General features: G+C 60.7%; 18 protein-coding genes and 1 tRNA gene. 10 read left to right on the top strand and 9 right to left on the bottom strand.

The window, feature by feature from the left end:
- Positions 1–10: 10 nt before the first annotated feature.
- Together sctV and sctW are read right to left on the bottom strand one after the other, a co-directional pair.
- Positions 11–2,104: a type III secretion system export apparatus subunit SctV gene (gene sctV, locus K5K89_RS04540; protein WP_071491017.1), complete on the bottom strand. Its 2,094-nt coding sequence runs from the start codon at positions 2,102–2,104 to the stop codon at positions 11–13.
- Positions 2,101–3,150, bottom strand: a complete 1,050-nt coding sequence (sctW, locus tag K5K89_RS04535) for a type III secretion system gatekeeper subunit SctW (protein WP_222540937.1) — start codon at positions 3,148–3,150, stop codon at positions 2,101–2,103. The genes sctV and sctW overlap by 4 nt, the downstream gene beginning before the upstream one ends.
- Here sctW and K5K89_RS04530 point away from each other — a divergent pair.
- The 6 genes from K5K89_RS04530 (at position 3,149) to pgeF (ending at position 7,809) form a co-directional block, all read left to right on the top strand.
- Positions 3,149–3,316, top strand: a complete 168-nt coding sequence (locus tag K5K89_RS04530) for a hypothetical protein (RefSeq protein WP_222540936.1) — start codon at positions 3,149–3,151, stop codon at positions 3,314–3,316. The genes sctW and K5K89_RS04530 overlap by 2 nt on opposite strands.
- A 95-nt stretch (positions 3,317–3,411) precedes the next feature.
- Positions 3,412–3,963, top strand: coding sequence for an RNA polymerase sigma factor (locus tag K5K89_RS04525; RefSeq protein WP_071491015.1), 552 nt, complete (start codon positions 3,412–3,414; stop codon positions 3,961–3,963).
- Between the two features lie 193 nt (positions 3,964–4,156).
- Positions 4,157–4,233: transfer RNA gene (locus K5K89_RS04520), tRNA-Met, on the top strand.
- A 189-nt stretch (positions 4,234–4,422) separates the two neighbouring features.
- The gene (locus tag K5K89_RS04515; RefSeq protein ID WP_222540935.1) at positions 4,423–5,202 is read left to right on the top strand and encodes a PhzF family phenazine biosynthesis protein; all 780 of its coding nucleotides are present in this window, start codon (positions 4,423–4,425) and stop codon (positions 5,200–5,202) included.
- A gap of 36 nt (positions 5,203–5,238) precedes the next feature.
- Complete coding sequence (gene ggt, locus K5K89_RS04510; RefSeq protein ID WP_071491006.1) at positions 5,239–7,056, top strand: gamma-glutamyltransferase; 1,818 nt, start codon at positions 5,239–5,241, stop codon at positions 7,054–7,056.
- A 27-nt stretch (positions 7,057–7,083) separates the two neighbouring features.
- On the top strand, positions 7,084–7,809 hold the full coding sequence (gene pgeF, locus K5K89_RS04505; RefSeq protein ID WP_222540934.1) for a peptidoglycan editing factor PgeF: 726 nt from the start codon (positions 7,084–7,086) through the stop codon (positions 7,807–7,809).
- On the opposite strand, the gene ddlA is transcribed toward pgeF, so the two are convergent.
- Together ddlA and K5K89_RS04495 are read right to left on the bottom strand one after the other, a co-directional pair.
- Entirely contained in the window at positions 7,799–8,893 is a 1,095-nt protein-coding gene (ddlA, locus tag K5K89_RS04500; RefSeq protein WP_222540933.1) for a D-alanine--D-alanine ligase, read from the bottom strand. The genes pgeF and ddlA overlap by 11 nt on opposite strands.
- A 44-nt stretch (positions 8,894–8,937) precedes the next feature.
- Complete coding sequence (locus K5K89_RS04495; RefSeq protein WP_092240541.1) at positions 8,938–9,576, bottom strand: LysE family translocator; 639 nt, start codon at positions 9,574–9,576, stop codon at positions 8,938–8,940.
- Positions 9,577–9,716: 140 nt separating this feature from the next.
- On the opposite strand from K5K89_RS04495, the gene K5K89_RS04490 reads away from it, so the two are divergent.
- Positions 9,717–10,526, top strand: a complete 810-nt coding sequence (locus K5K89_RS04490; RefSeq protein WP_071491002.1) for an AraC family transcriptional regulator — start codon at positions 9,717–9,719, stop codon at positions 10,524–10,526.
- Positions 10,527–10,532: 6 nt separating this feature from the next.
- Here K5K89_RS04490 and K5K89_RS04485 read toward each other — a convergent pair whose 3' ends face one another.
- The 4 genes from K5K89_RS04485 to K5K89_RS04475 form a co-directional block, all read right to left on the bottom strand.
- Positions 10,533–11,108, bottom strand: a complete 576-nt coding sequence (locus K5K89_RS04485) for a flavin reductase family protein (protein ID WP_222540932.1) — start codon at positions 11,106–11,108, stop codon at positions 10,533–10,535.
- Positions 11,109–11,161: 53 nt separating this feature from the next.
- A complete protein-coding gene (locus K5K89_RS28875; RefSeq protein WP_371914363.1) occupies positions 11,162–11,593 on the bottom strand; it encodes a methyl-accepting chemotaxis protein in 432 nt (143 codons plus the stop codon).
- 17 nt (positions 11,594–11,610) lie between these two features.
- Positions 11,611–12,477 (bottom strand): PAS domain-containing protein, encoded by an 867-nt coding sequence (locus K5K89_RS04480; protein WP_261400937.1) that lies wholly within the window; start codon positions 12,475–12,477, stop codon positions 11,611–11,613.
- Positions 12,478–12,583: 106 nt separating this feature from the next.
- A complete protein-coding gene (locus tag K5K89_RS04475) occupies positions 12,584–12,916 on the bottom strand; it encodes a DUF2790 domain-containing protein (protein WP_222540931.1) in 333 nt (110 codons plus the stop codon).
- A gap of 225 nt (positions 12,917–13,141) precedes the next feature.
- On the opposite strand from K5K89_RS04475, the gene K5K89_RS04470 reads away from it, so the two are divergent.
- From K5K89_RS04470 to K5K89_RS04460, 3 genes are all read left to right on the top strand, one after another.
- Complete coding sequence (locus K5K89_RS04470) at positions 13,142–14,461, top strand: OprD family porin (RefSeq protein ID WP_222540930.1); 1,320 nt, start codon at positions 13,142–13,144, stop codon at positions 14,459–14,461.
- 343 nt (positions 14,462–14,804) lie between these two features.
- Positions 14,805–15,479, top strand: a complete 675-nt coding sequence (locus tag K5K89_RS04465) for a heavy metal response regulator transcription factor (RefSeq protein WP_071490997.1) — start codon at positions 14,805–14,807, stop codon at positions 15,477–15,479.
- Positions 15,476–16,921: a heavy metal sensor histidine kinase gene (locus K5K89_RS04460; protein WP_222540929.1), complete on the top strand. Its 1,446-nt coding sequence runs from the start codon at positions 15,476–15,478 to the stop codon at positions 16,919–16,921. Before K5K89_RS04465 ends, K5K89_RS04460 begins: the two co-directional genes overlap by 4 nt.
- Here K5K89_RS04460 and K5K89_RS04455 read toward each other — a convergent pair.
- Positions 16,836–19,973, bottom strand: coding sequence for a CusA/CzcA family heavy metal efflux RND transporter (locus K5K89_RS04455; protein ID WP_222540928.1), 3,138 nt, complete (start codon positions 19,971–19,973; stop codon positions 16,836–16,838). The genes K5K89_RS04460 and K5K89_RS04455 overlap by 86 nt on opposite strands.
- Positions 19,974–19,979: the final 6 nt, after the last annotated feature.

Raw genomic sequence — 19,979 nt, 5'->3', positions numbered from 1 at the left:
AACGACCGACTCATGCCACTGCCCCACGCATCAACTCTTCCTGGCCAAGATCAAAGCGCCCCAGTACCCTGACCTTGGAAGTACTTCCAAGCTCAGCAAAGGACAGCACCGGCACGTGGTTGAATTCGTCCAGCAACAAAGTGCGCAAAGGGCTGCGCAGGTCCTGCGCCACCAACATCACGCTCTTGGTCTTGGAGCGCTGGCTGAACGCCTGATTGAGCAGGTTGACCAGCGATGCGCTGCTGTCGTTGTCGAGGGCAAAGAACACTCCGGTCTGAGTCTGACGCAGTGCTTCACGCAGGATGTTTTCAGTCTGGGGCGACAGCAGCCAGGCATGCAGACCGTCAGGTTCGCTGTATTGGTGGAAAATCTGCGCCTTAAGGGCGATGCGCGCATAGTCGGCCAGCGCTTCCGGCTCACGTTCATGCTGGCCGTACTCGATCAGCGACTCAACAATCAAGCGCACCGCACGCAGCGGAACGCCTTCGCTGGCCAGACGCTGCAACACCGATGAAAACCTCGATAGCGGCATGATTCGCTGCAGCTCCTGCACCAGTTCGGGCTGGTTCTGTTCAAGCCAACTAAGGATTGCCTTGCTCTCCTGGATCCCAAGAAATCGGGGCCCACTGAGCATCATTGCGCTAGTCATGCGCTCAATGATCAGGCTTTGGGCGCTGAAGTGTTCAACCGCAGGGTCGTCCAGCAATGGATCATCCGGAGCGAACCACAGCCAGTCCTGTTCATCCCGCTCGACCATGCCCAGCTCAGCATGTTCCGGAGGCTCGGCCAGCGTCACCCTCTCGACGGCGACTCGTTCACTGAAGGTGGCCTTCATTACCGGAACTTCGTGGACGCAAAAACGCATTTCGTCGAGGGCCAGTGAATCGCTGAACTCCGCTTCGAAGGGGGGTAATGTCAAACCGATGTTGGCTACTAGCGCATTTCGCGCCTTGCGCACCCTCTGCACGATGTCAATGACCTGTGGCGTGCCATACAGCGCCGGGTTGAATTGAAGCAAGTAAGGCCGGGAAGGATCAAAGCCGCGCAGGTCTGCATCGCCGTTATCTTCCGGGCGAGCCGCGGTGCCCGGTTCGGCCGATGGGGCCTCCTGCTGCTGACGCTGGCGCACAAGGTAATAACCCAAGGAGCCGGTCATCATTGAGATAAGAATAAACACCCCGGTGGGCATGCCCGGCACCACCGCGAACGCGAGCATACCCACCGAAGCAATCACCCAGCTCTTGGGCTCGCTGGTCATTTGCCGGGCGATTTCGGCTCCCATATTACTGACGCCCTTGCGCCCGTCCGGCGCTACGCGGGTGATGATCATGCCGGCCGTCAAGGAGATCAGCAGGGCGGGAATCTGAGCAATCAGGCCGTCGCCGATGGTCAGTACCGAATACAGCGCCATGGAGTCGGCCGCACTCAAACCGTGCTGAAACATACCCGTCGAAAAACCACCGAGCAGATTGACCACAACAATGATCAGGCCCGCAACAGCATCGCCCTTGACGAACTTCATGGCCCCGTCCATAGCGCCGAATAACTGGCTCTCGCGAGACAATTGCTCGCGCTTGTCCCGTGCTTGCCCACCGTCGATCAAGCCGGCACGCAGGTCACTGTCAATGGACATCTGCTTGCCAGGCATCGCGTCCAGGCTGAAGCGCGCTGCCACCTCGGCCACACGCTCGGACCCCTTTGTGATCACCAGAAAGTTCACCAGCGTCAGAATCAGGAAGATCACCATCCCCACGGCGAGGTTGCCGCCGACCACAAAATTGCCAAACGCCTCAACGATGTCGCCAGCGTCCTGCTCCAGCAGGATCAGGCGTGTAGTCGCAATCGAAAGCGCCAGGCGGAACATGGTGGTCAACAGCAGAATCGACGGGAAAGAGGAAAAAGCCAGCGGGCCCGGCAGATAAAGCGCCAACACAATCAACAGGCACGAGATGCAGATGTTGAGCGCGATCAGAATGTCCACCAGCCAGGTGGGCAGCGGCACGATGAAAATGAACACGATGGCCATCACCACCACGGCGCCCAGCACTTCGGCGCGCTGCGCGACTTTCAGCAAAAAACGGTTGATGGCCGACAGCGCAGTCACGCAAGAGTCTCCGGCGTTGCCGTGGCTTGCAGGTACTCACGCTCCATTTTCGTGAGTTCCCCCGCTCTTACCAACAGGTTGTGCAGAAGCTCCTCACGTGTCCGGTTGTCAAACCACAACGCCAGAGGGAACTTGTTGAATACCGAGTAAATGGCATTGAGGGCTATCAAGGTGCGGCTGAGTTGGCTGCCCGCATCCAGTTCTTCCAGCAGTCGTTGAAATTCCTGGGAGTCGATGCCTGTAGTGGTGTAGCCCAACAAGCGCTGCATCAGCTTCGACGTAACGCGCTCTATCCTCAGACGCTCGATCAATGCCTGGCACAGGGCAAATACTCCACCCAACTGCCAACAGCTTTGCAGGCCCAGGAGCAAGGTACGCAAATGCGCCGAGGGCAATGATGACACCTTCGCCGCGATATCGTCCGCCAAGGCTTTTTGCATCACCTTGAGCCCTTTTGAAAACCGTTCGTCACCGTATACATCCAGCAGTGCCTGCAGGATCTTCACCAGGGATTGGCGCGATACCACGTTGGTGTAATAGAGCATTCGCAGCGCCTGACGCTCTTGCAGGTCGGCACATCCCGCCCGAAGTGCAGCCGCAGTATTCAGACCTGCCTGGATCTCCCCTCTGAAACGCGCCTCAAGCTTGATGATTGCATCGCGTGCCAAGGTTGCTTCGGTGCCCGACTGGGCTTCCACATTCTTGAGCACAATAAAGGTGAGAGCGGGGTCGCCCTCGCAAAGCCCCAGCAACTTTTCAACCCCGACAAGCATTCGCAGCTGCTGCTTGAATTGCAATGTGGCCATTGCCAACGTCTTCTTGGCGGGATGACCCCATTGATCATAAAGCTGGTGAAGCAACTGAACCGCAGCCACAGGCAGGATGAGCTGCCGCCGATTCAGTGCCCGGCTGCTGGCTCCCACTTCCTCGTTGAACAGAAGAGCCAGGTCATCGGCTACCTGGCTTGCAGTAGGTGTGGAGGTATGACTGACACTTGGCCGATCCTCGTTGCGAATTTTTTGCAGTTCGGAAGGGAAATCAACCATGACTGGACCTGAACAGGAAGAGTATTTCCCTGTGTGGCAAAAGCAGCCAAAGCGGTTCCATCAACAAATGGCCCACTGCACATTTGAAAAAACTTGCACAAGCCTTCAACGCTTTCTGCAAGCACTTGCACAAAAGCGCGCCAACAAAAAATATTTATCCATATAAATCAATACATTATGAAATTTTTTCGCCTGGCACAGCCAGTGCAAATGGGGTTCTCGTCGACACCTTTCGACTGCGTCTACTCCAAGGAAAAATCCATGAATATCCCTATTGATGCTTTAGCGCACCTGGTTGGCAGCTCGCCTCAATTCATGCTTCACCTGACAGACGACCAGCAAAAAAAACTTCGGCGCTTCATTCACAAGCGCGTACTCAACCCCGAAGATGCAGACGATCTGCTGCAATTGACGTATCTGGAAGCCTGGCGCAACCGTGAGCGTTTCAGCGGGAACGCCACGCTGAGTACCTGGATGTGCGGAATCGCGCAAAACCTCATACGCAACCACTTCAGGCGGCTGTACGCCAAGCCCGTGCATTGCGAATTCGACGAATCGCTATGGCATGGACAGGAAGAGAACCATAACTTGGACTGGGAATTTGAAATCAATCGGCGCCTGGAGAAAACCTTGAGCGCCATCGACCACCTGCCGATAGAGATGCGAAAGACGCTGTACGCCTCACTGGAAACCGACGGCAGCTATCAGGACACCGCCGACGCACTGGACATTCCGATCGGCACGGTTCGCTCGCGCCTCTCCCGGGCGCGTGAACAGCTTAAACGCGCCACTCACAACGCGAAGTTCCCTTAATATCAGCCCCCCGCGTTGGGCGGCAGGGATATCTGCCCAACGCGATCAGGCTTTTCTTGCTGTGCAGACGGGTGAATCGCGAACCACTCGTCGCCCGATCCGGCAATTTCGCTTAAACAGTTGAAAGCGTAGATAAAAATTCAAAATAAATACTTGACGCATTGCCGTTCTACGCGAATAATGCGCGCCACTTGGCTACATAGCTCAGTTGGTTAGAGCATAGCATTCATAATGCTGGGGTCCGGGGTTCAAGTCCCTGTGTAGCCACCAAGTACTAAAAACGGCTTACCGAAAGGTAGGCCGTTTTTTTATGCCTGGAGAAAAGTGCGGGGCATACTCGAAGCGCTCCTCCCCCTACGGCCCAGAGTTGCGTCCGAAAAAAGGCACCATCTGTATTTTGACGCTCCCTTGACCCGCTGTTAGTGTCCAGCCTCCCCTCTAAGCACGGAGTGCTCCACGGTGAAACTGGACATCTACCAAGTCGACGCTTTCAGCCAGTCCTGCTTCGGCGGTAACCCCGCGGCAGTCTGCCCGCTCACCGAATGGCTCAGCGATGAGCAACTGCAAGCCATCGCCGCCGAAAACAACCTCTCCGAAACGGCCTATTTTGTACCTCTCGGCGAATGCTACGAATTGCGCTGGTTTACTCCCGAAATAGAAGTGGACCTGTGTGGCCATGCCACGCTTGCGGCGGCGTGGGTGTTGATTCACCAACTGGCGGACGCGCCAGAGGTATTGCGCTTTGCCACGCGTAGCGGCGAACTTCGGGTGACGCGCAATGGTGATGAACTGGCGATGGACTTCCCCGCCAAGCAACCGCAACCCTGCGAACCGCCCGATGGCATGTTGAGCGCGCTCGGCATTGAACAGGCCGACGTGTTCAGCACTGATGACTACATCGTACTGCTGGAAGACGAAACGCAAGTCGCCGCACTGACACCAGACTTCGCCCGCCTCAAGGGCCTGCCCAAACGCGGCATCGCCGTGACGGCCAAAAGCGCGAGGTTTGATTTTATCTCCCGCTGGTTCGGGCCGAATGTGGGTGTGAATGAAGACCCAGTGACCGGTTCGGCCCACACTTCATTGGCGCCATTCTGGGCTGAGCGCCTGGGCAAGAACCGGTTGACCGCCGAACAGGGCGGCAAGCGCCGTGGCCAACTGCGCTGCGAGCTCAAGGGTGATCGCGTGATCATTTCCGGCCACGGGGTGCTCTACCTGCAAGGCACGATTTACCTGTAAAAAGCACTACCCCAAGGACAACAGATCATTCTCAAAATGAACGGAGTTCAGCGCGTGTTTTCGATTTCCCGCCGTCAACTGTCGGTGATTGCCGCAGCCCTCACCCTGGCTGCCTGCCATACCCCGGTCAACGAACAGCCTCCGGCACCGGAGCTGGGTTCCGGCTATCGCACCGACCTCACTACTCAACACGCCGAGCGCCATATGGCCGCGGCGGCCAACCCGCTGGCAGCCGAAGCCGGACGCGAGATGCTGCGCATGGGCGGTTCGGCAATAGATGCGGCGATTGCAATGCAGGCCGTGTTGACGCTGGTGGAGCCGCAGTCCTCCGGCATCGGCGGCGGCGCGTTCATCATGGTGTGGGACGGGAAAAACGTACACGCGTATGACGGCCGTGAAACCGCGCCGGCCGGGGCCACCGAGCGTTTGTTCCTGAGGGGCGACGGCACGCCGATGGCGTTTCCAGAAGCGCAAATTGGTGGACGCTCAGTCGGTACGCCTGGAGTACTGCGCGCGCTCGAAATGGCGCACAAGAAGACCGGCCGGTTGCACTGGGCCACGCTGTTCGAGCCGGCGATCCGCCTGGCGGAACAGGGCTTTGCGATTTCGCCACGCCTGCATAGCCTGATCGCGGCTGACCGTAACATCCCGCAGTCACCGGATATGGCGGCGTATTTCCTGAATGCCGATGGCACACCAAAAGCCACCGGTACCGTGTTGAAAAACCCGGCGCTGGCCAATGTGTTCAAACGCATCGCCAAGGAAGGCCCGGACGCGCTGTACCAAGGGCCGATTGCCGATGAGATCGCGCGCAAGGTGCAAGGCCATCGCAACGCGGGCAGCCTGTCCCAGGCAGACCTCAAAGGCTATACAGCCAAAGAGCGCCCCCCACTGTGCACCGATTACAAGCAGTGGAAAGTCTGCGGCATGCCACCGCCGTCGTCGGGCGGGATCGCCGTCGCGCAAATCCTGGGCACCTTGCAGGCCCTGAAAGCTCAGGACATCGCGGCGATGCCTCCGGTAAAAAGCGCATCGCCTGCCGGCCTTGAACCAACGCCCGAAGCCGTGCACCTGCTGGCCGAAGCCGGGCGCCTGGCCTTCGCTGATCGCGGGCTCTACGTCGCTGACGCAGACTTTGTACCCGTGCCTGTCGCGGGCCTCGTCGCACCGGAGTACCTGGCCAAGCGCGCCGCGTTGATCGGCGAGCGCAGCATGGGCATCGCCAAACCGGGCGTGCCGGCGGGTATCCAGGTGGCCTATGCGCCGGACCGCTCGCCGTTGCGCATCTCCACCTCACAAGTGGTGGCGGTGGATGACCAGGGTGGCGCCGTGTCGATGACCACCACGGTTGAGGCGGCATTTGGCTCCCATCTGATGGTCCAGGGTTTCTTGCTCAACAACCAGATGACCGACTTCTCGTTTATCCCCGAGGAAAATGGCCAGCCGGTGGCCAACCGCGTCGAGCCCGGCAAGCGTCCACGCTCGGCCATGGCGCCGACGCTGGTGTTCGACCGCAACAGCGGCGAGTTGCTGGCCACGGTCGGCTCGCCCGGCGGCTCGCAAATCATCGAGTACGTCAGCAAGTCCCTGGTGGCGATGCTTGACTGGAAACTTGACCCGCAAGCGGCCATCAGCCTGCCGAACTTCGGCAGTCGCAATGGTGCCACCGAGCTGGAGGCCGGCCTGTTCAGTCCTGCACTGAAACAGGCCCTCAAGGACAGAGGCCATGCCCTGAGCGAGATCGATATGACCAGCGGCATCCAGGCCATCGTTCGCATGCGGGATGCCCAGGGCAAAGTGTCGCTCAGTGGCGGCGCCGACCCTCGGCGTGAAGGCAAAGCGGTCGGCGACTGAACACTTCAAACATCGGAGAAAGCGCTCGTGCAACAGGCAGATAATCTCGGCGCCATCCCAGGCGTCGACCACGGTTTTTGTTCGATCAATGATCCGCTGCGCCCCGATGAGGTGTTCATCTGCAAGCAGGTGCATAGCGCCTCAGTGATCGAGTGGCAAGCCGACCAGGTGCCCAATACCGTTGAAGCGGACGGGGTGTGCACAGGTGAGCACAAGCCCATCGCGGTGATCACCGCTGACTGCCTGCCCCTTCTGATTGCCGCGCAGAACGGCGAAAAGGTCGCTGCGGTGCATGGAGGATGGAAGGGGTTGCAAAGCGGGATCATCGCCAATGCAATCAAGCGTTTTACCGACGAAGGGATTGCAGTCGACCAGTTGCGCGTGGCGATCGGACCGTCGATCAAACCGTGCTGCTATGAGGTGAGCGAGGGGTTTGTTGCGCAGTTCCAGGCTGACCAGGGGCACCTGTGGTCAACCGGGCGGGCGCCGTGGAGCGCAGCGCAACCCGCACCGTTATTGCCCGCGCAAATTGCACCGCCCCACGCCAGGCAAGCAGCAAGCGCGTGGTTTGACTTGAGCGGGTATGGCGTGCTGTTGCTGCAAGCGGCCGGCATCCGGCGTGAACAAATCGAGGTGAGTGAGGTGTGCACTTACTGCACCTCCCCCACCTTTGCCAGCTACCGCCGAAGGACGCATCACCCGGAGGAAGTGAAGACACTGATTTATTCGTGGATTGCTCGCATCACCGACTGATCTTCAACCCCTTGCGCCCCGCATGCCGCTCCAGCGCCAGCTCGATCAGGCGGCTCACCAGTTCGCTGTAGCTCATGCCCGCCGCCTGCCACAGCTTGGGGTACATGCTGATGCGGGTGAAGCCGGGCAATGAGTTGATTTCGTTGATCAACACTTCGCCATCGTCGGTAAGGAACACATCGACCCGTGCCAGGCCGGAACAGCCCAGCACCTCGAAAGCCTCAATGGCCAACCGGCGAATACGCTCGCTGGCTTCATGACTGATATCGGCCGGCACCACCACCTGGGCGGCCTGGTCGTCGATGTACTTGCTGTCGTAGGAATAGAAACCGCTGCTCACCACAATCTCGCCGCAACCACTGGCGATGGGGTGATCATTGCCCAGCACGGCGCATTCGATCTCGCGGCCTTTTACCGCCGATTCGACCAGCACTTTTTCATCGAAGCCCAGGGCCAGTTCAACGGCAGCATGGTACTCGGCTTCGTCGCCGACTTTGCTCACGCCCACCGATGAGCCTTGGTTGGCAGGTTTGACGAACATCGGCAGGCCGAGCGTGTTCACCGCGGCCTCAAACGAAGTACGCGCCGCATTGCTGCGGGTCAGGGTGATGAATGGGGTGACGGCAATCCCGGCATCGCGCAGCAAGCGCTTGCTGATGTCCTTGTCCATGCACACCGCCGAACCGAGCACATCGGAACCCACGAAAGGCAGGTCGGCCATACGTAACAGGCCTTGCAGGCAACCATCTTCGCCGAGAGTGCCGTGGACGATGGGGAAGATCACGTCGACATGTTCCAGCAGGCCGCTGCCGGAAGTCTCCACCAATTGCTGGCTGGCCTTGCCGGGCACCACCGCCAGTTCGCGGTTGGACTGGTTGAGGGCGATCAACGCCGGGTTTTCCTGGTTGAGCAGGAAGTTCGAGGTGTCGTTGAGGTGCCAATGGCCGGCCTTGTCGATACCGATCAACACCGGCTCGAAACGCGAGCGGTCGAGCGCATCGACGATATTGCGCGCCGATTGCAACGACACTTCGTGCTCAGCCGAACGACCACCAAAAATAATTCCTACCCGCACCTTGCCCATGACCCGACCTCACTGTTGAACGTAAGGCTTCTTACCACGGGCCGTCAGCGATTCGCTACCAGATGTGCACCGAACAACACATAGCAGCCACCGGCAAAGCGGTCGAGCCACTTGCGCGATCGGCTGTAGAGCGTGGCCATGCGTTCGCTGGAAAACACCAGTGCCACGCTGGAATACCAACTGAACGACAAGGTGGCCATGGTGATCACCGCCAGGGTCAGCAGCATCGGCGACGGCGAAGGCGGCATGGTTGACGCGAAGATGGTGGCAACAAACAAAGCGGCCTTGGGGTTGGACAGATTACCCAGCAACCCCAGGCGCCACGCGGAAAACAGCGAGCGCCGGGCGTCGTCCGGCAGCACGTTCTGGCTCATGTTCGGTGAAGACCGCTTGAACAGTTTCAACCCGAGGTAGATCAGGTAGCAGCCGCCGATGATCTTGAACGCCAGGTACAGCATCGGTGCCGCCGTAAACAGCGACTTGATGCCCAGGCCACCCGCCAGGCCCCACATGATCGTACCCGTGGCCACTCCGGCCGATGCCACCACACCATGACGGCGCGAACAGCTGGCGGCCAGTTGCGCCGTGTTGAAAAAATTGGGGCCAGGCGTGACCACCGCGACGGTCCACAGCAAGGCCAGGGAAACCAGGGGCGTCACATAGGCCGGGTTGAGAAAATCCATGGTGGGCAGCTCCATCAGCGCGAGGCACGAGCGACGATCATAGGCCTCTGCCCTACCCTGCACAATCGTACAAGACCCCGGCAGACAAGGGGTGCAGACTGGGTTAACGTATTTCCCTCTCTTTTTTGTGACCCCTTACCATGGGCAAACCCACCGCCACCCTCGACTGGTTGCACCGCGCGCCCCATGCCAGTGGCCTGGACCGTATCGAGGCATACTTTGCCGGCTTCGCGTTCGACCCGCATCGCCACGACACTTACGCCATCGGACGTACGTTGACGGGCGTGCAGAGCTTTCACTACCGCGGCGACATGATCCACAGCGTGCCGGGCACAACCATGGTGCTTCACCCCGATGAAACCCACGACGGCCACGCCGGCAGTGAAGAGGGCTTCAAATACCGGATGATTTACGTAGAGCCGTCGCTGATCCAGCAGATTCTCGGCGGCAAGCCGTTGCCGTTTATCCCGGGCGGCCTGTCCACCGACCCTAGGCTGTTGCGCGCCAGCGAAGTGCTGCTGCAGAACCTGGACAACCCCATCGACCCATTGCAGGAACAGGACGCCCTGTTCGACCTGGCCCATGCGCTGAACAACGTCTCGGGCGGGATCATCAGCCGCAAGACTTTCGACTACGTGGCCGCCGAGCGCGCCCGGGAGTTCATCCACAGTGCCCTGGGCCGCAGCATCACCCTGGATGACATGGCCGACCACGCCGGCCGTGACCGCTGGGCCTTGTCGCGGGATTTTCGCCTGCTGTTCGGCACCAGCCCCTATCGCTACCTGACCATGCGCCGCCTGGACCTGGTGCGCAGCCTGCTGGCCCAGGGCCAATCGCTGGTGGACGCGGCGATGACGGCCGGCTTCACCGACCAGAGCCACATGACCCGGCAGTTTCGCAGCACCTACGGCATGCCGCCGTCGCGCTGGGTGAAGATGCTCGGGCGCTGACTAGGCTTAGAGCGCGTGCCCATCAATCGGCTGGCCGATGGTGAGAAAATGCCCGCCCGCCACATGGTGCAAGGTGCGCAGTTCATCATGCCCTTCGAAGTGCCAGCGGCCGTCGCTGAATACGCGTTCGTCGGCATAGGCCGCGACCACTTCGCCGAGGAACAGGTCGTAGGTCTGCTGATTATGCGGCTCGGGCAGCAGGCGGCATTCCAGCCAGGCCACGCAACCTTCCAGCAGCGGCGCGTCGATGTGTCCACCGCTGAACGTGTGCAAGCCATAGGCGGCAAATTTATCCGTGTCGGCACCGGTGGTGTTGCCCACGGTTTGCACAAGGTCGGCCTGGCTCGCGCAAGGCACCTGCAACACAAAGGTGCCGGCGCTTTCCAGCAGTTGGCGGGTCCAGGTGGCCTTGTCCAGCACCACCGCTACCTTCGGCGGTTCGAAATCCAACGGCATGGCCCAGGCCGCGGCCATGATATTGCGCTGGCCGTTGTGCGCGGCGCTCACCAGCACCGTAGGGCCGTGGTTGAGCAAGCGGTAGGCCTTGGACAGCGGGACGGGGCGACGGTGGGTAGGGCTCATGGACAGTCGACTCTTGATACCAGAAAGCCCCTACGATACCTGAAGCCCTACGCTCAACTCGACAGTTGGTTGGCGAACTGGCCCACCGCGCTGACCACCTTCTGCGCCCCGTCCTGGATCTCCACGATCACCGTGCCCGCTTCGGCAGCCAGCGCCAGGCCCTGTTCGGCTTGCAGGCGACCGTCGGTCATCAGGGCGACCGCGTCGCGGGCCATGTCCTGGTTCTGACGGACCACGCCGACAATCTCCTCAGTGGCCTTGCTGGTGCGCGAGGCCAACTGCCGAACTTCATCGGCGACCACCGCAAAACCACGACCTTGTTCGCCGGCACGCGCCGCTTCGATGGCGGCGTTGAGCGCCAGCAGGTTGGTCTGCTCGGCAATGCCGCTGATGGTCTTGACGATGGTGCCGATCACTTGGGATTGGGCGTTGAGCGCCTCGATACCGTCACCGGCCTGTTGCATGTGCCTGGCCAGGTCGCGCATCACATCCACCGCCTGGGTCACCACGGTGGTGCCGCGCTGGCGCTGTTGTCGGTTTGCAGCGAGGTGCTGTAGGCAATGTTCGCCGCGTCGGCGACCGCCTGTTCCTGGTTGACCTGGTCGGTGATCACCGTGGCGAACTTGACCACTTTGTACAACCGGTCATTGGCGTCCAGCACCGGGTTGTAGGTCGCTTCCAGCCACACCACGCGGCCATGGCTGTCGACCCGTTTGAAGCGTGCCGCGACGAACTCACCGGCGTTCAAGCGCTTCCAGAAGTCCTGGTACTCGGTGCTGTTGTATTCCTCCGGCTCGCAGAATATCCGGTGATGTTTGCCCTGGATCTGCGCCAGGCTGTAACCCATGCCCCCGAGGAAACGGTCATTGGCGCTCAGCACGTGCCCGCCGAGGTCGAACTCGATCACGGCGGTAGAGCGCACCAGCGCGTTCATGAGGTTTTCATGCTCGCGGGAAGCCTCGATGGTGCGGGTGAGGTCGCTGGAATAAATCGAAAAATGCTTGATGCGCCCATCGGAGCTGCGCACCGGTTGCAGAATCGAGCGCAGCCAGGCTTCCTGGCCATTGCCCCGCATCAGGCGCACGGTGCCGGCGAAATGCTCGCCGCGCACCAGGGCGTTCTTGAAGCGTTGCTGGAACTCATCCCTGCGCACGTGGACCGGCTCCAGGTCTTCGATCGCACGCCCCAGTAGTTGGCCACTCTGGTAGGCCAGCTCCTGCAGGAAGTTGGCATTGGCCCATTCCACCCGGCCTTCGGCGTCCAGCGTCAGGCACAGCATTTCACTTTCCAGGCTCTCCTTGACCTGATTCAAGCTGGACAACTCTTCGCGAAGAGCCGACAGCTCCTGCTTCAAACGGGTGTTGAACATGGGGCACCGAGGATCAAATGAGGGAGATGAATCCGACCTGCATCGGCGCTGCCGGCATTTTCTTAAGCGAGCTTGAGGCCCTCGCCCAAGTATTTTTTCGGCCACATCAGCTGCCGTTGTTTCGGCACACGCCCATCACTTGATACTCAAGGGTCTTGAGCTTGCCGCTGGAGTCTTCATAGGTCATGCGCGACGGCACCGCGTTGCACGAGCGGATCGGCGGCGTGACGTTGACCACCTTGGCGATGTCCAGCTTCATGCCGTAGCGATAGGCCTGCACCTCGGGCGCCGGCTTGCCCTTTTTGGCGGCGTAGTCGGCCATGGCTTTTTCATTACGCTCCATCATCAGTGCGAACGTACGGTCCCCCCCACCTTCGGCCAACGCACCGAACGACAGGATGGCGGTTAAAACACCCAGCGCGACTTTATGAAACTTCATGATTAGTTCCTCGACTGAAAGATTCAGTGCGCAGACTAACCAACTGACCCTGACGCAAACTTCACCAGAACATTACTTATTTGTTAGATAAGTGTGAGTTTCCAGAATTGTAATCTTTGTACCACTTCTTCGTTATCTGCGGTTTGCAACTATCAGCCCGGGCCAGATCAATAAGAACGCCCACTCTCATAAGAAGCTGAAACTGCCAAGCACCAGGAGCGAACCATGCGTATCCGTCACTACAGCCTTCCCCTTTCACTGTGCGCCGCTTTCCCGCTGGCTGTCGTGGCCGTGGAGGACCCGCCCGAGGGCTTTATCGAAGGCAGCCGCTTCAATGTGCTGGCGCGTAATTTTTACTTCAACCGCGATGATCGCAAAGGCCAGTCCAGCCCCACCGGCAATGGCTATTCAGAGGCCTGGGCACAGGGTTTGATCGGCCGCTTCGAATCTGGTTTTACCCAAGGCACCGTGGGCTTTGGCGTGGATGCGTTCGCCATGGTCGGCATAAAGCTGGACTCGGGCACCGGCCGCAGCGGCGGCAAAGGCTCGTTCGGCGTGCTGCCGGTGGACAGCGAAAACCACCCCGAGGACACCTACAGTAAAGTCGGCGGCGCCGCAAAACTGCGCATGCTGGATACCGTCATCAAGGCCGGCGACGTCTTCCCGCTGACCCCCGTCGTGGCCTACGGCGATTCACGCGTGTTGCCGGAAAGTTTTCGTGGCGTGACCGCACAGAACACCAGCCTCGAGGGCCTGACCCTGCAAGGCGGGCGCTTGAGCGGCATGAGCCAACCGAGCGAAAGCGGCATGAACAAAGGCTTCGCGACCTTTTACGCAGGCCCGGTCGACTCGCCCTGGGTCGGTTATTTCGGCGGTGATTACACCGTCAACCAACACCTCAGCGTCAGCCTCTACGGCAGCCGCTTGAAAGATGCCTGGGACCAGTACTACGTCGGCAGCGTCGTCAGCTATCCGCTGGGTGAAGACGTCTCGCTGTTCGGCGACGTCAACTACTACAAGGCGGTGGACGAGGGCCGGAAAAAGCTCGGTGAATTCGATAACGCCATCTGGAGCGCCCGGCTCGGGGTGAAGGTCGGCGCCCACAGCCTGGCCCTCTCCCACCAGCGCAACAACGGTGATGACGACTTCGACTACCTGCGCCAGTCCGACTCGATCTTCCTCAACAACTCGATCCAGTACAGCGACTTCAACTCGCCCAAGGAACGCTCATGGATGGTGCGCTATGACCTGGACATGCAGGCATTCGGCATCCCCGGCCTGTCGTTCATGACCCGCTACGGCAAAGGCACTGGCGCCGATTACAGCAACGCCAACGCGGTGTACATGCGTCGCGATGCAGCCGGCGCCCCACTGACCGACCAACGCCGCTGGGAGCGGGATATCGAGGCCAAATATGTGGTGCAAAGTGGAAACTTGAAGGATTTATCACTGCGGCTGCGCCAGGCGACCGTGCGCTCAAGTGCATTCGAGTCGGACTTGGAAGAAGTTCGGCTGATTATCGAGTACCCCATTGCGGTGCTTTAAGGTAGGCCAATTACATTCACTTGCCGATGCGCTACATCTCTTCACAGGTTGAAGTCTGTCAGAACTGTAATATTGGTCTCACCTTCTCGTTAAGTTGCACTTTCTACACTGCACACCGAACACCTCTCATCTCTGCGGCTTTCGTGTAGCTCCTTTGGAACAGAGATGAATTTTTGCGCCCCGGTCGGGGCGTTTTTTTTGTGTGCAGGCTCAGTGACGAATCGTCGCACCTGTCTGACATGGCTTGACCCTAAAGCTACTTCACGGTCCAGAGTTTTCCTACAGCCTCCCCCGCCTCGCCATGAGGCCATGCCCTTTTCGTTTTCTTTGAAGGTAACTCCCCATGCGTATCCTTGTGGTTGAGGACGAGCAAAAAACCGCCGACTACCTGCAGCAAGGCCTGACCGAAAGCGGTTATGTCGTCGATTGCGCCGCCAGCGGCATCGATGGCCTGCACCTGGCCCGGCAGCACAGCTACGAATTGGTGATCCTTGATGTGAACCTGCCCAACACCGACGGTTGGGAAGTGCTGGAGCAACTGCGCCGCGACGGCAATCAGCGCGTGATGATGCTGACCGCACGCGGCAGGCTGGCCGACAAGATCAAGGGCCTGGACATGGGCGCCGATGATTACCTGGTCAAACCCTTTGAGTTTCCCGAACTGCTCGCTCGCGTGCGTACGTTGCTACGGCGCAGCGAGCACATCCCGGTGCCGGACGTGCTGCGCGTCTCGGACCTGGAACTGGACCCGCGCCGGCATCGCGCCTACCGCGGCAACCGCCGGATCGACCTGACCACCAAGGAGTTCGCCCTGCTGCATGTGCTGATGCGCCAGTCCGGCGAGGTGATGACCCGCACGCAGATCATCTCGCTGGTGTGGGACATGAACTTTGACTGCGACACCAATGTGGTGGAGGTCTCCATCAGCCGCCTGCGCGCCAAGGTCGATGACCAGAGCGAGGTGAAGTTGATCCACACCATTCGCGGCGTGGGGTATGTGCTGGAGGCGCGGCCATGAAGACCAGCAGCCTGTCGATGCGCCTGGGGTTGACCGTCAGCCTGATGGGCGCCGGGCTGGTTGTGCTGCTGGCAACCCTGGCGTACCTGGCCCTGACCCACGAGTTGGACAAGCTCGCGCGCAAGGGCCTGGAAAACAAAATGGAGCAACTGGCCCATACCCTCGGCCAAGGCCTCGATGAACACCGCATCACCAACCGCCCCCATTCACTGCTGGACCTGGTGATGGGCCACGACAATATCTACCTGACCATCATCGGCGCACGGCCCGATGCACCGGTACTCCTCAGCGTCGGCGCCAGGCCCCAGCAACCGCTGTTGCTCGACGTGCCCACCGGCAAGAACCTGGCCTATTTGAACTGGGTCGATGGCCAGGGCAATCGTATACTCAGTGCGACGCGCCTGATGCCCCTGCAAGGGGGCGAATACGTACGCGTGTTGTTGTCGCTGGACCGTTCCGATGATGAAGCGTTGCTCAGTGCCTACCTGCGCTCCACGGTAATCGCCCTGCCGATGCTGCTGATCCTGATCGGCATGGGCGCCTGGTGGCTGGTGCAACGCGGGCTTGCGCCCTTGCAGCAGTTCAGCCGGGTGGCGGCCAAGGTCAGCACCCAGGACCTGACCCATCGCCTGGCCCTGGACAACCTGCCCAAGGAACTCGGCGAATTGGCCCAGGGCATCAATTTCATGCTGCATCGACTGGACGCCGGGGTGCAGCAGCTGTCGCAGTTCTCCGACGACCTGGCCCACGAACTGCGCGCCCCGCTGACCAACCTGATGGGCAAGGCCCAGGTGACCCTGTCCCGCGAGCGGCCTTCGGCGGAGTACAAGGCCGGCCTGGAATCCTGCACCGAGGAAATGGAGCGTCTGTCGCGCATCGTCTCCGACATGTTGTTCCTCGCCCAGGTCAGCCACCCGGCAGCACGGGCCGGGTTTGCCCCGGTGTCGCTGGCCGAGGAAGCGCAACGGGTGATGGCACTGTTCGCGCTCAGCGCCGAAGACAAGCACGTGACCCTGAGCCTGCGCGGCGATGCCTGGGTAACGGGCGACCGCTTGATGATCCAGCGCGCCATTTCCAACCTGCTGTCCAATGCCATCCGCCACACCCCCTGCGACTCCAGCGTGTTGCTACTGGTGGAAAGCTACGACCGGAGCGTGGCGCTGTCGGTCGGCAACCCTGGGCGCGGTATCGAGGCCCATCACTTGCCCCACCTGTTCGAACGTTTCTACCGCGCCGACAGCAGCCGTACCCGCGCGGAAGGCGGCACCGGCCTCGGCCTGGCGATTGTGCAGTCGATCATGCACCTGCATCAGGGGCACGCCGAGGTCAGCAGCCAGCCGGGCCGATTCACACGGTTCAGCCTGGTGTTTCCTCTTCCTTGCGATGGGCCCACTGATACAGCGCGGGCAGTACCAGCAGGGTCAGCACCGTCGAGGAAATGATCCCGCCGATCACCACCGTCGCCAGCGGCCGCTGCACTTCGGCGCCGGTGCCGGTGGCGAGTGCCATGGGGATAAAGCCGAGAGACGCCACCAACGCCGTCATCAACACCGGGCGCAACCGGGTCAGCGCGCCTTCATTGATCGCCATCGACAACGAGCGCCCTTCCTCACGCAGGTTGCGGATAAAGGCGATCATCACCAGGCCGTTCAGCACCGCCACGCCGGACAAGGCGATAAAGCCCACCCCCGCCGAGATCGACAGCGGAATATCCCGCAGCCACAGCGCCATGATCCCACCGGTCAGGGCGAACGGAATCCCGGTGAACACCAGCAGGCCGTCCTTCAGGTTGTTGAACATCATGAACAACAGGCCGAACACCAGCAGCAATGCCACCGGCACCACGATGCGCAGGCGCTCGGAGGCTTCCTTCAACTGTTCGAACTGGCCGCCCCAGGTGGTCCAGTAGCCCGCCGGTACTTTCACCTGGGCGATCAAGGCAGCCTCGGCCTCCTCGACAAACGAGCCGATATCCCGCCCCCGCACGTTGGCGCTGACGATCACCAGGCGCTTGCCATTCTCGCGGCTGATCTGGTTCGGGCCGAGCACCAGGTCCAGGCTGGCGACCTGGGACAAGGCGATAAACCCCAACTGGCCAGCCGCGTTACCCGGCACCGGAATCAACAGCCGAGACAGCCCGTCGATATCGGTGCGCAACGCGTCGGACAAACGCACGACCATGTCGAAACGCCGGTCACCTTCATACAACGTACCGGCCTGGCGCCCACCGACAGCGACAGCAATAGTGTCCTGCACATCGCCCACATTCAGGCCAAAGCGCGCAGCCTTGTCGCGGTCGATATTGATGGTCAGCACCGGCAGGCCGGACGTCTGCTCAACCTTCACTTCCGAGGCGCCATCAAGCTTCTGCAACGTCTCGGCGATTTCCCCGGCGGTGGTGTTGAGCACGCCCATGTCATCGCCGAACACCTTCACCGCCACATCACTGCGCACCCCGGAAATCAGTTCGTTGAAGCGCAGTTGGATCGGCTGCGACAACTCGTATGCACTGCCTGGCACAATCGCACTGGCACGCTGGATATCAGCGATTAACGCTTCCCGGGACTTCTTCGGGTCGGGCCATTGGTCCTTCGGCTTGAGCATCACGTAGCTGTCGGAAATATTTGGCGGCATCGGGTCTGAGGCAATTTCCGCGGTGCCGGTACGTGCAAACACCCGCTGGATTTCCGGCACCTGGGCCATCAAGGTTTTTTCCAGTTGCTGCTGCATCTGCACCGATTGCGTCAGGCTGGTGCCGGGCACGCGCAAGGCCTGCTGGGCGAAGTCGCCTTCACTGAGGCTGGGGATAAACTCGCTGCCCATGCGGCTGGCAACAACGCCGGAGGCGACGATGGTCAACACGGCCAAGCCGAACACCAGCGGTCGGCGCGCCATCACCCAGTCCAGCACCGGTGCGTAGACCCGGCGCGCGGTGCGCATCACACCATTTTCTTCTTCCTTGACCTTGCCAGTGACGAACAGCGCAATCGCCGCCGGCACGAAAGTCACCGACAGGATCATCGCCCCCAGCAAGGCGATCACCACGGTGAACGCCATTGGGTGAAACATCTTCCCGGCCACCCCGGTGAGGGCGAAGATCGGCAGGTACACGACCATGATGATCAGTTGCCCGAAGATCAGCGCCCGCCGCGCTTCCTTCGCCGCCGCGAACACCTCATGCAGGCGTTCGCTGCGGGTCAGCAGGCGACCATGACGCTGTTGCGCGTGGGCCAGGCGGCGGATGGCGTTCTCGACGATCACCACCGCGCCGTCGACGATAATGCCGAAGTCCAGCGCGCCGAGGCTCATCAAGTTGGCACTGACCTTGTTGGTGAACATTCCGGTAAAGGTGAACAGCATCGCCAGGGGAATCACCATGGCCGTGATCAGCGCAGCGCGGATATTGCCGAGGAACAGGAACAGCACCGCGACCACCAGCAACGCACCTTCGAAGAGGTTTTTCTTCACGGTGGCGATGGCTTTTTCGACCAGGTGGGTGCGGTCGTAGACCGTGACCGCCACCACGCCTTCGGGCAGCGAGCGGTTGATCTCTTCGAGTTTTTCCGCCACAGCCTGGGACACGCTGCGGCTGTTTTCGCCGATCAACATGAACACCGTGCCGAGCACGACTTCACGGCCGTTTTCGGTGGCGGCGCCGGTGCGCAGTTCGCGGCCGATCTCGACCTGGGCCACATTGCGCACGCGAATCGGTGTGCCGTCCGAGCTGGTGATAACGATGTTGGCGATGTCATCGATGGACGCCAACTGGCCCGGTGCACGGATCAACAGTTGCTCGCCACGGCGCTCGATATAGCCGGCGCCGACGTTGGCATTGTTGCGCTCCAGCGCCGTGACCAGGTCATTCAGCGTAAGGTTGTAGGCCGCCAGGCGCTTGGGGTCGGGGGCAATCTGGTACTCCTTGGCGAAGCCACCAATGGTGTTGATCTCGGCCACGCCCGGCACGTTGCGCAGTTGTGGCTTGATGATCCAGTCCTGGATGACCCGCAGGTCGGTGGGCGTGTAAGGCGTGCCATCGTCTTTGCGTGCGCCGTCCTCGGCCTCGACGGTCCACAGGAAAATTTCCCCGAGGCCGGTGGAAATCGGCCCCATGGCCGTTTCGATGCCGCTGGGCAATTGTTCGCGGGCCACTTGCAGGCGCTCGTTGACCAGTTGGCGGGCGAAGAACAGGTCGGTGCCGTCCTTGAAGATCACCGTTACCTGGGACAACCCGGAGCGCGACAACGAACGGGTTTGCTGCAACCCGGGTAAACCGGCCATGGCGGTCTCAATGGGGAAGGTGATGCGCTGTTCGGTTTCCAGCGGTGAATACCCGGCCGCCGCCGAGTTGATCTGCACCTGTACGTTGGTGATGTCGGGCACCGCGTCGATGGGCAATTTCTGATAGCTGGCGATGCCGACACCGGCCATCAACAGCACCGCCAGCAGCACGATGATGCGCTGCTCGATGGCAAATTGGATAAGGCGCTCAAACATGGGGAA

The organism is Pseudomonas sp. DR208, from assembly GCF_019823005.1.
Lineage (GTDB): Bacteria > Pseudomonadota > Gammaproteobacteria > Pseudomonadales > Pseudomonadaceae > Aquipseudomonas > Aquipseudomonas extremorientalis.
Note: the sequence above shows the minus strand (reverse complement) of the source record. Positions and strands in the feature narration are given on the sequence as shown.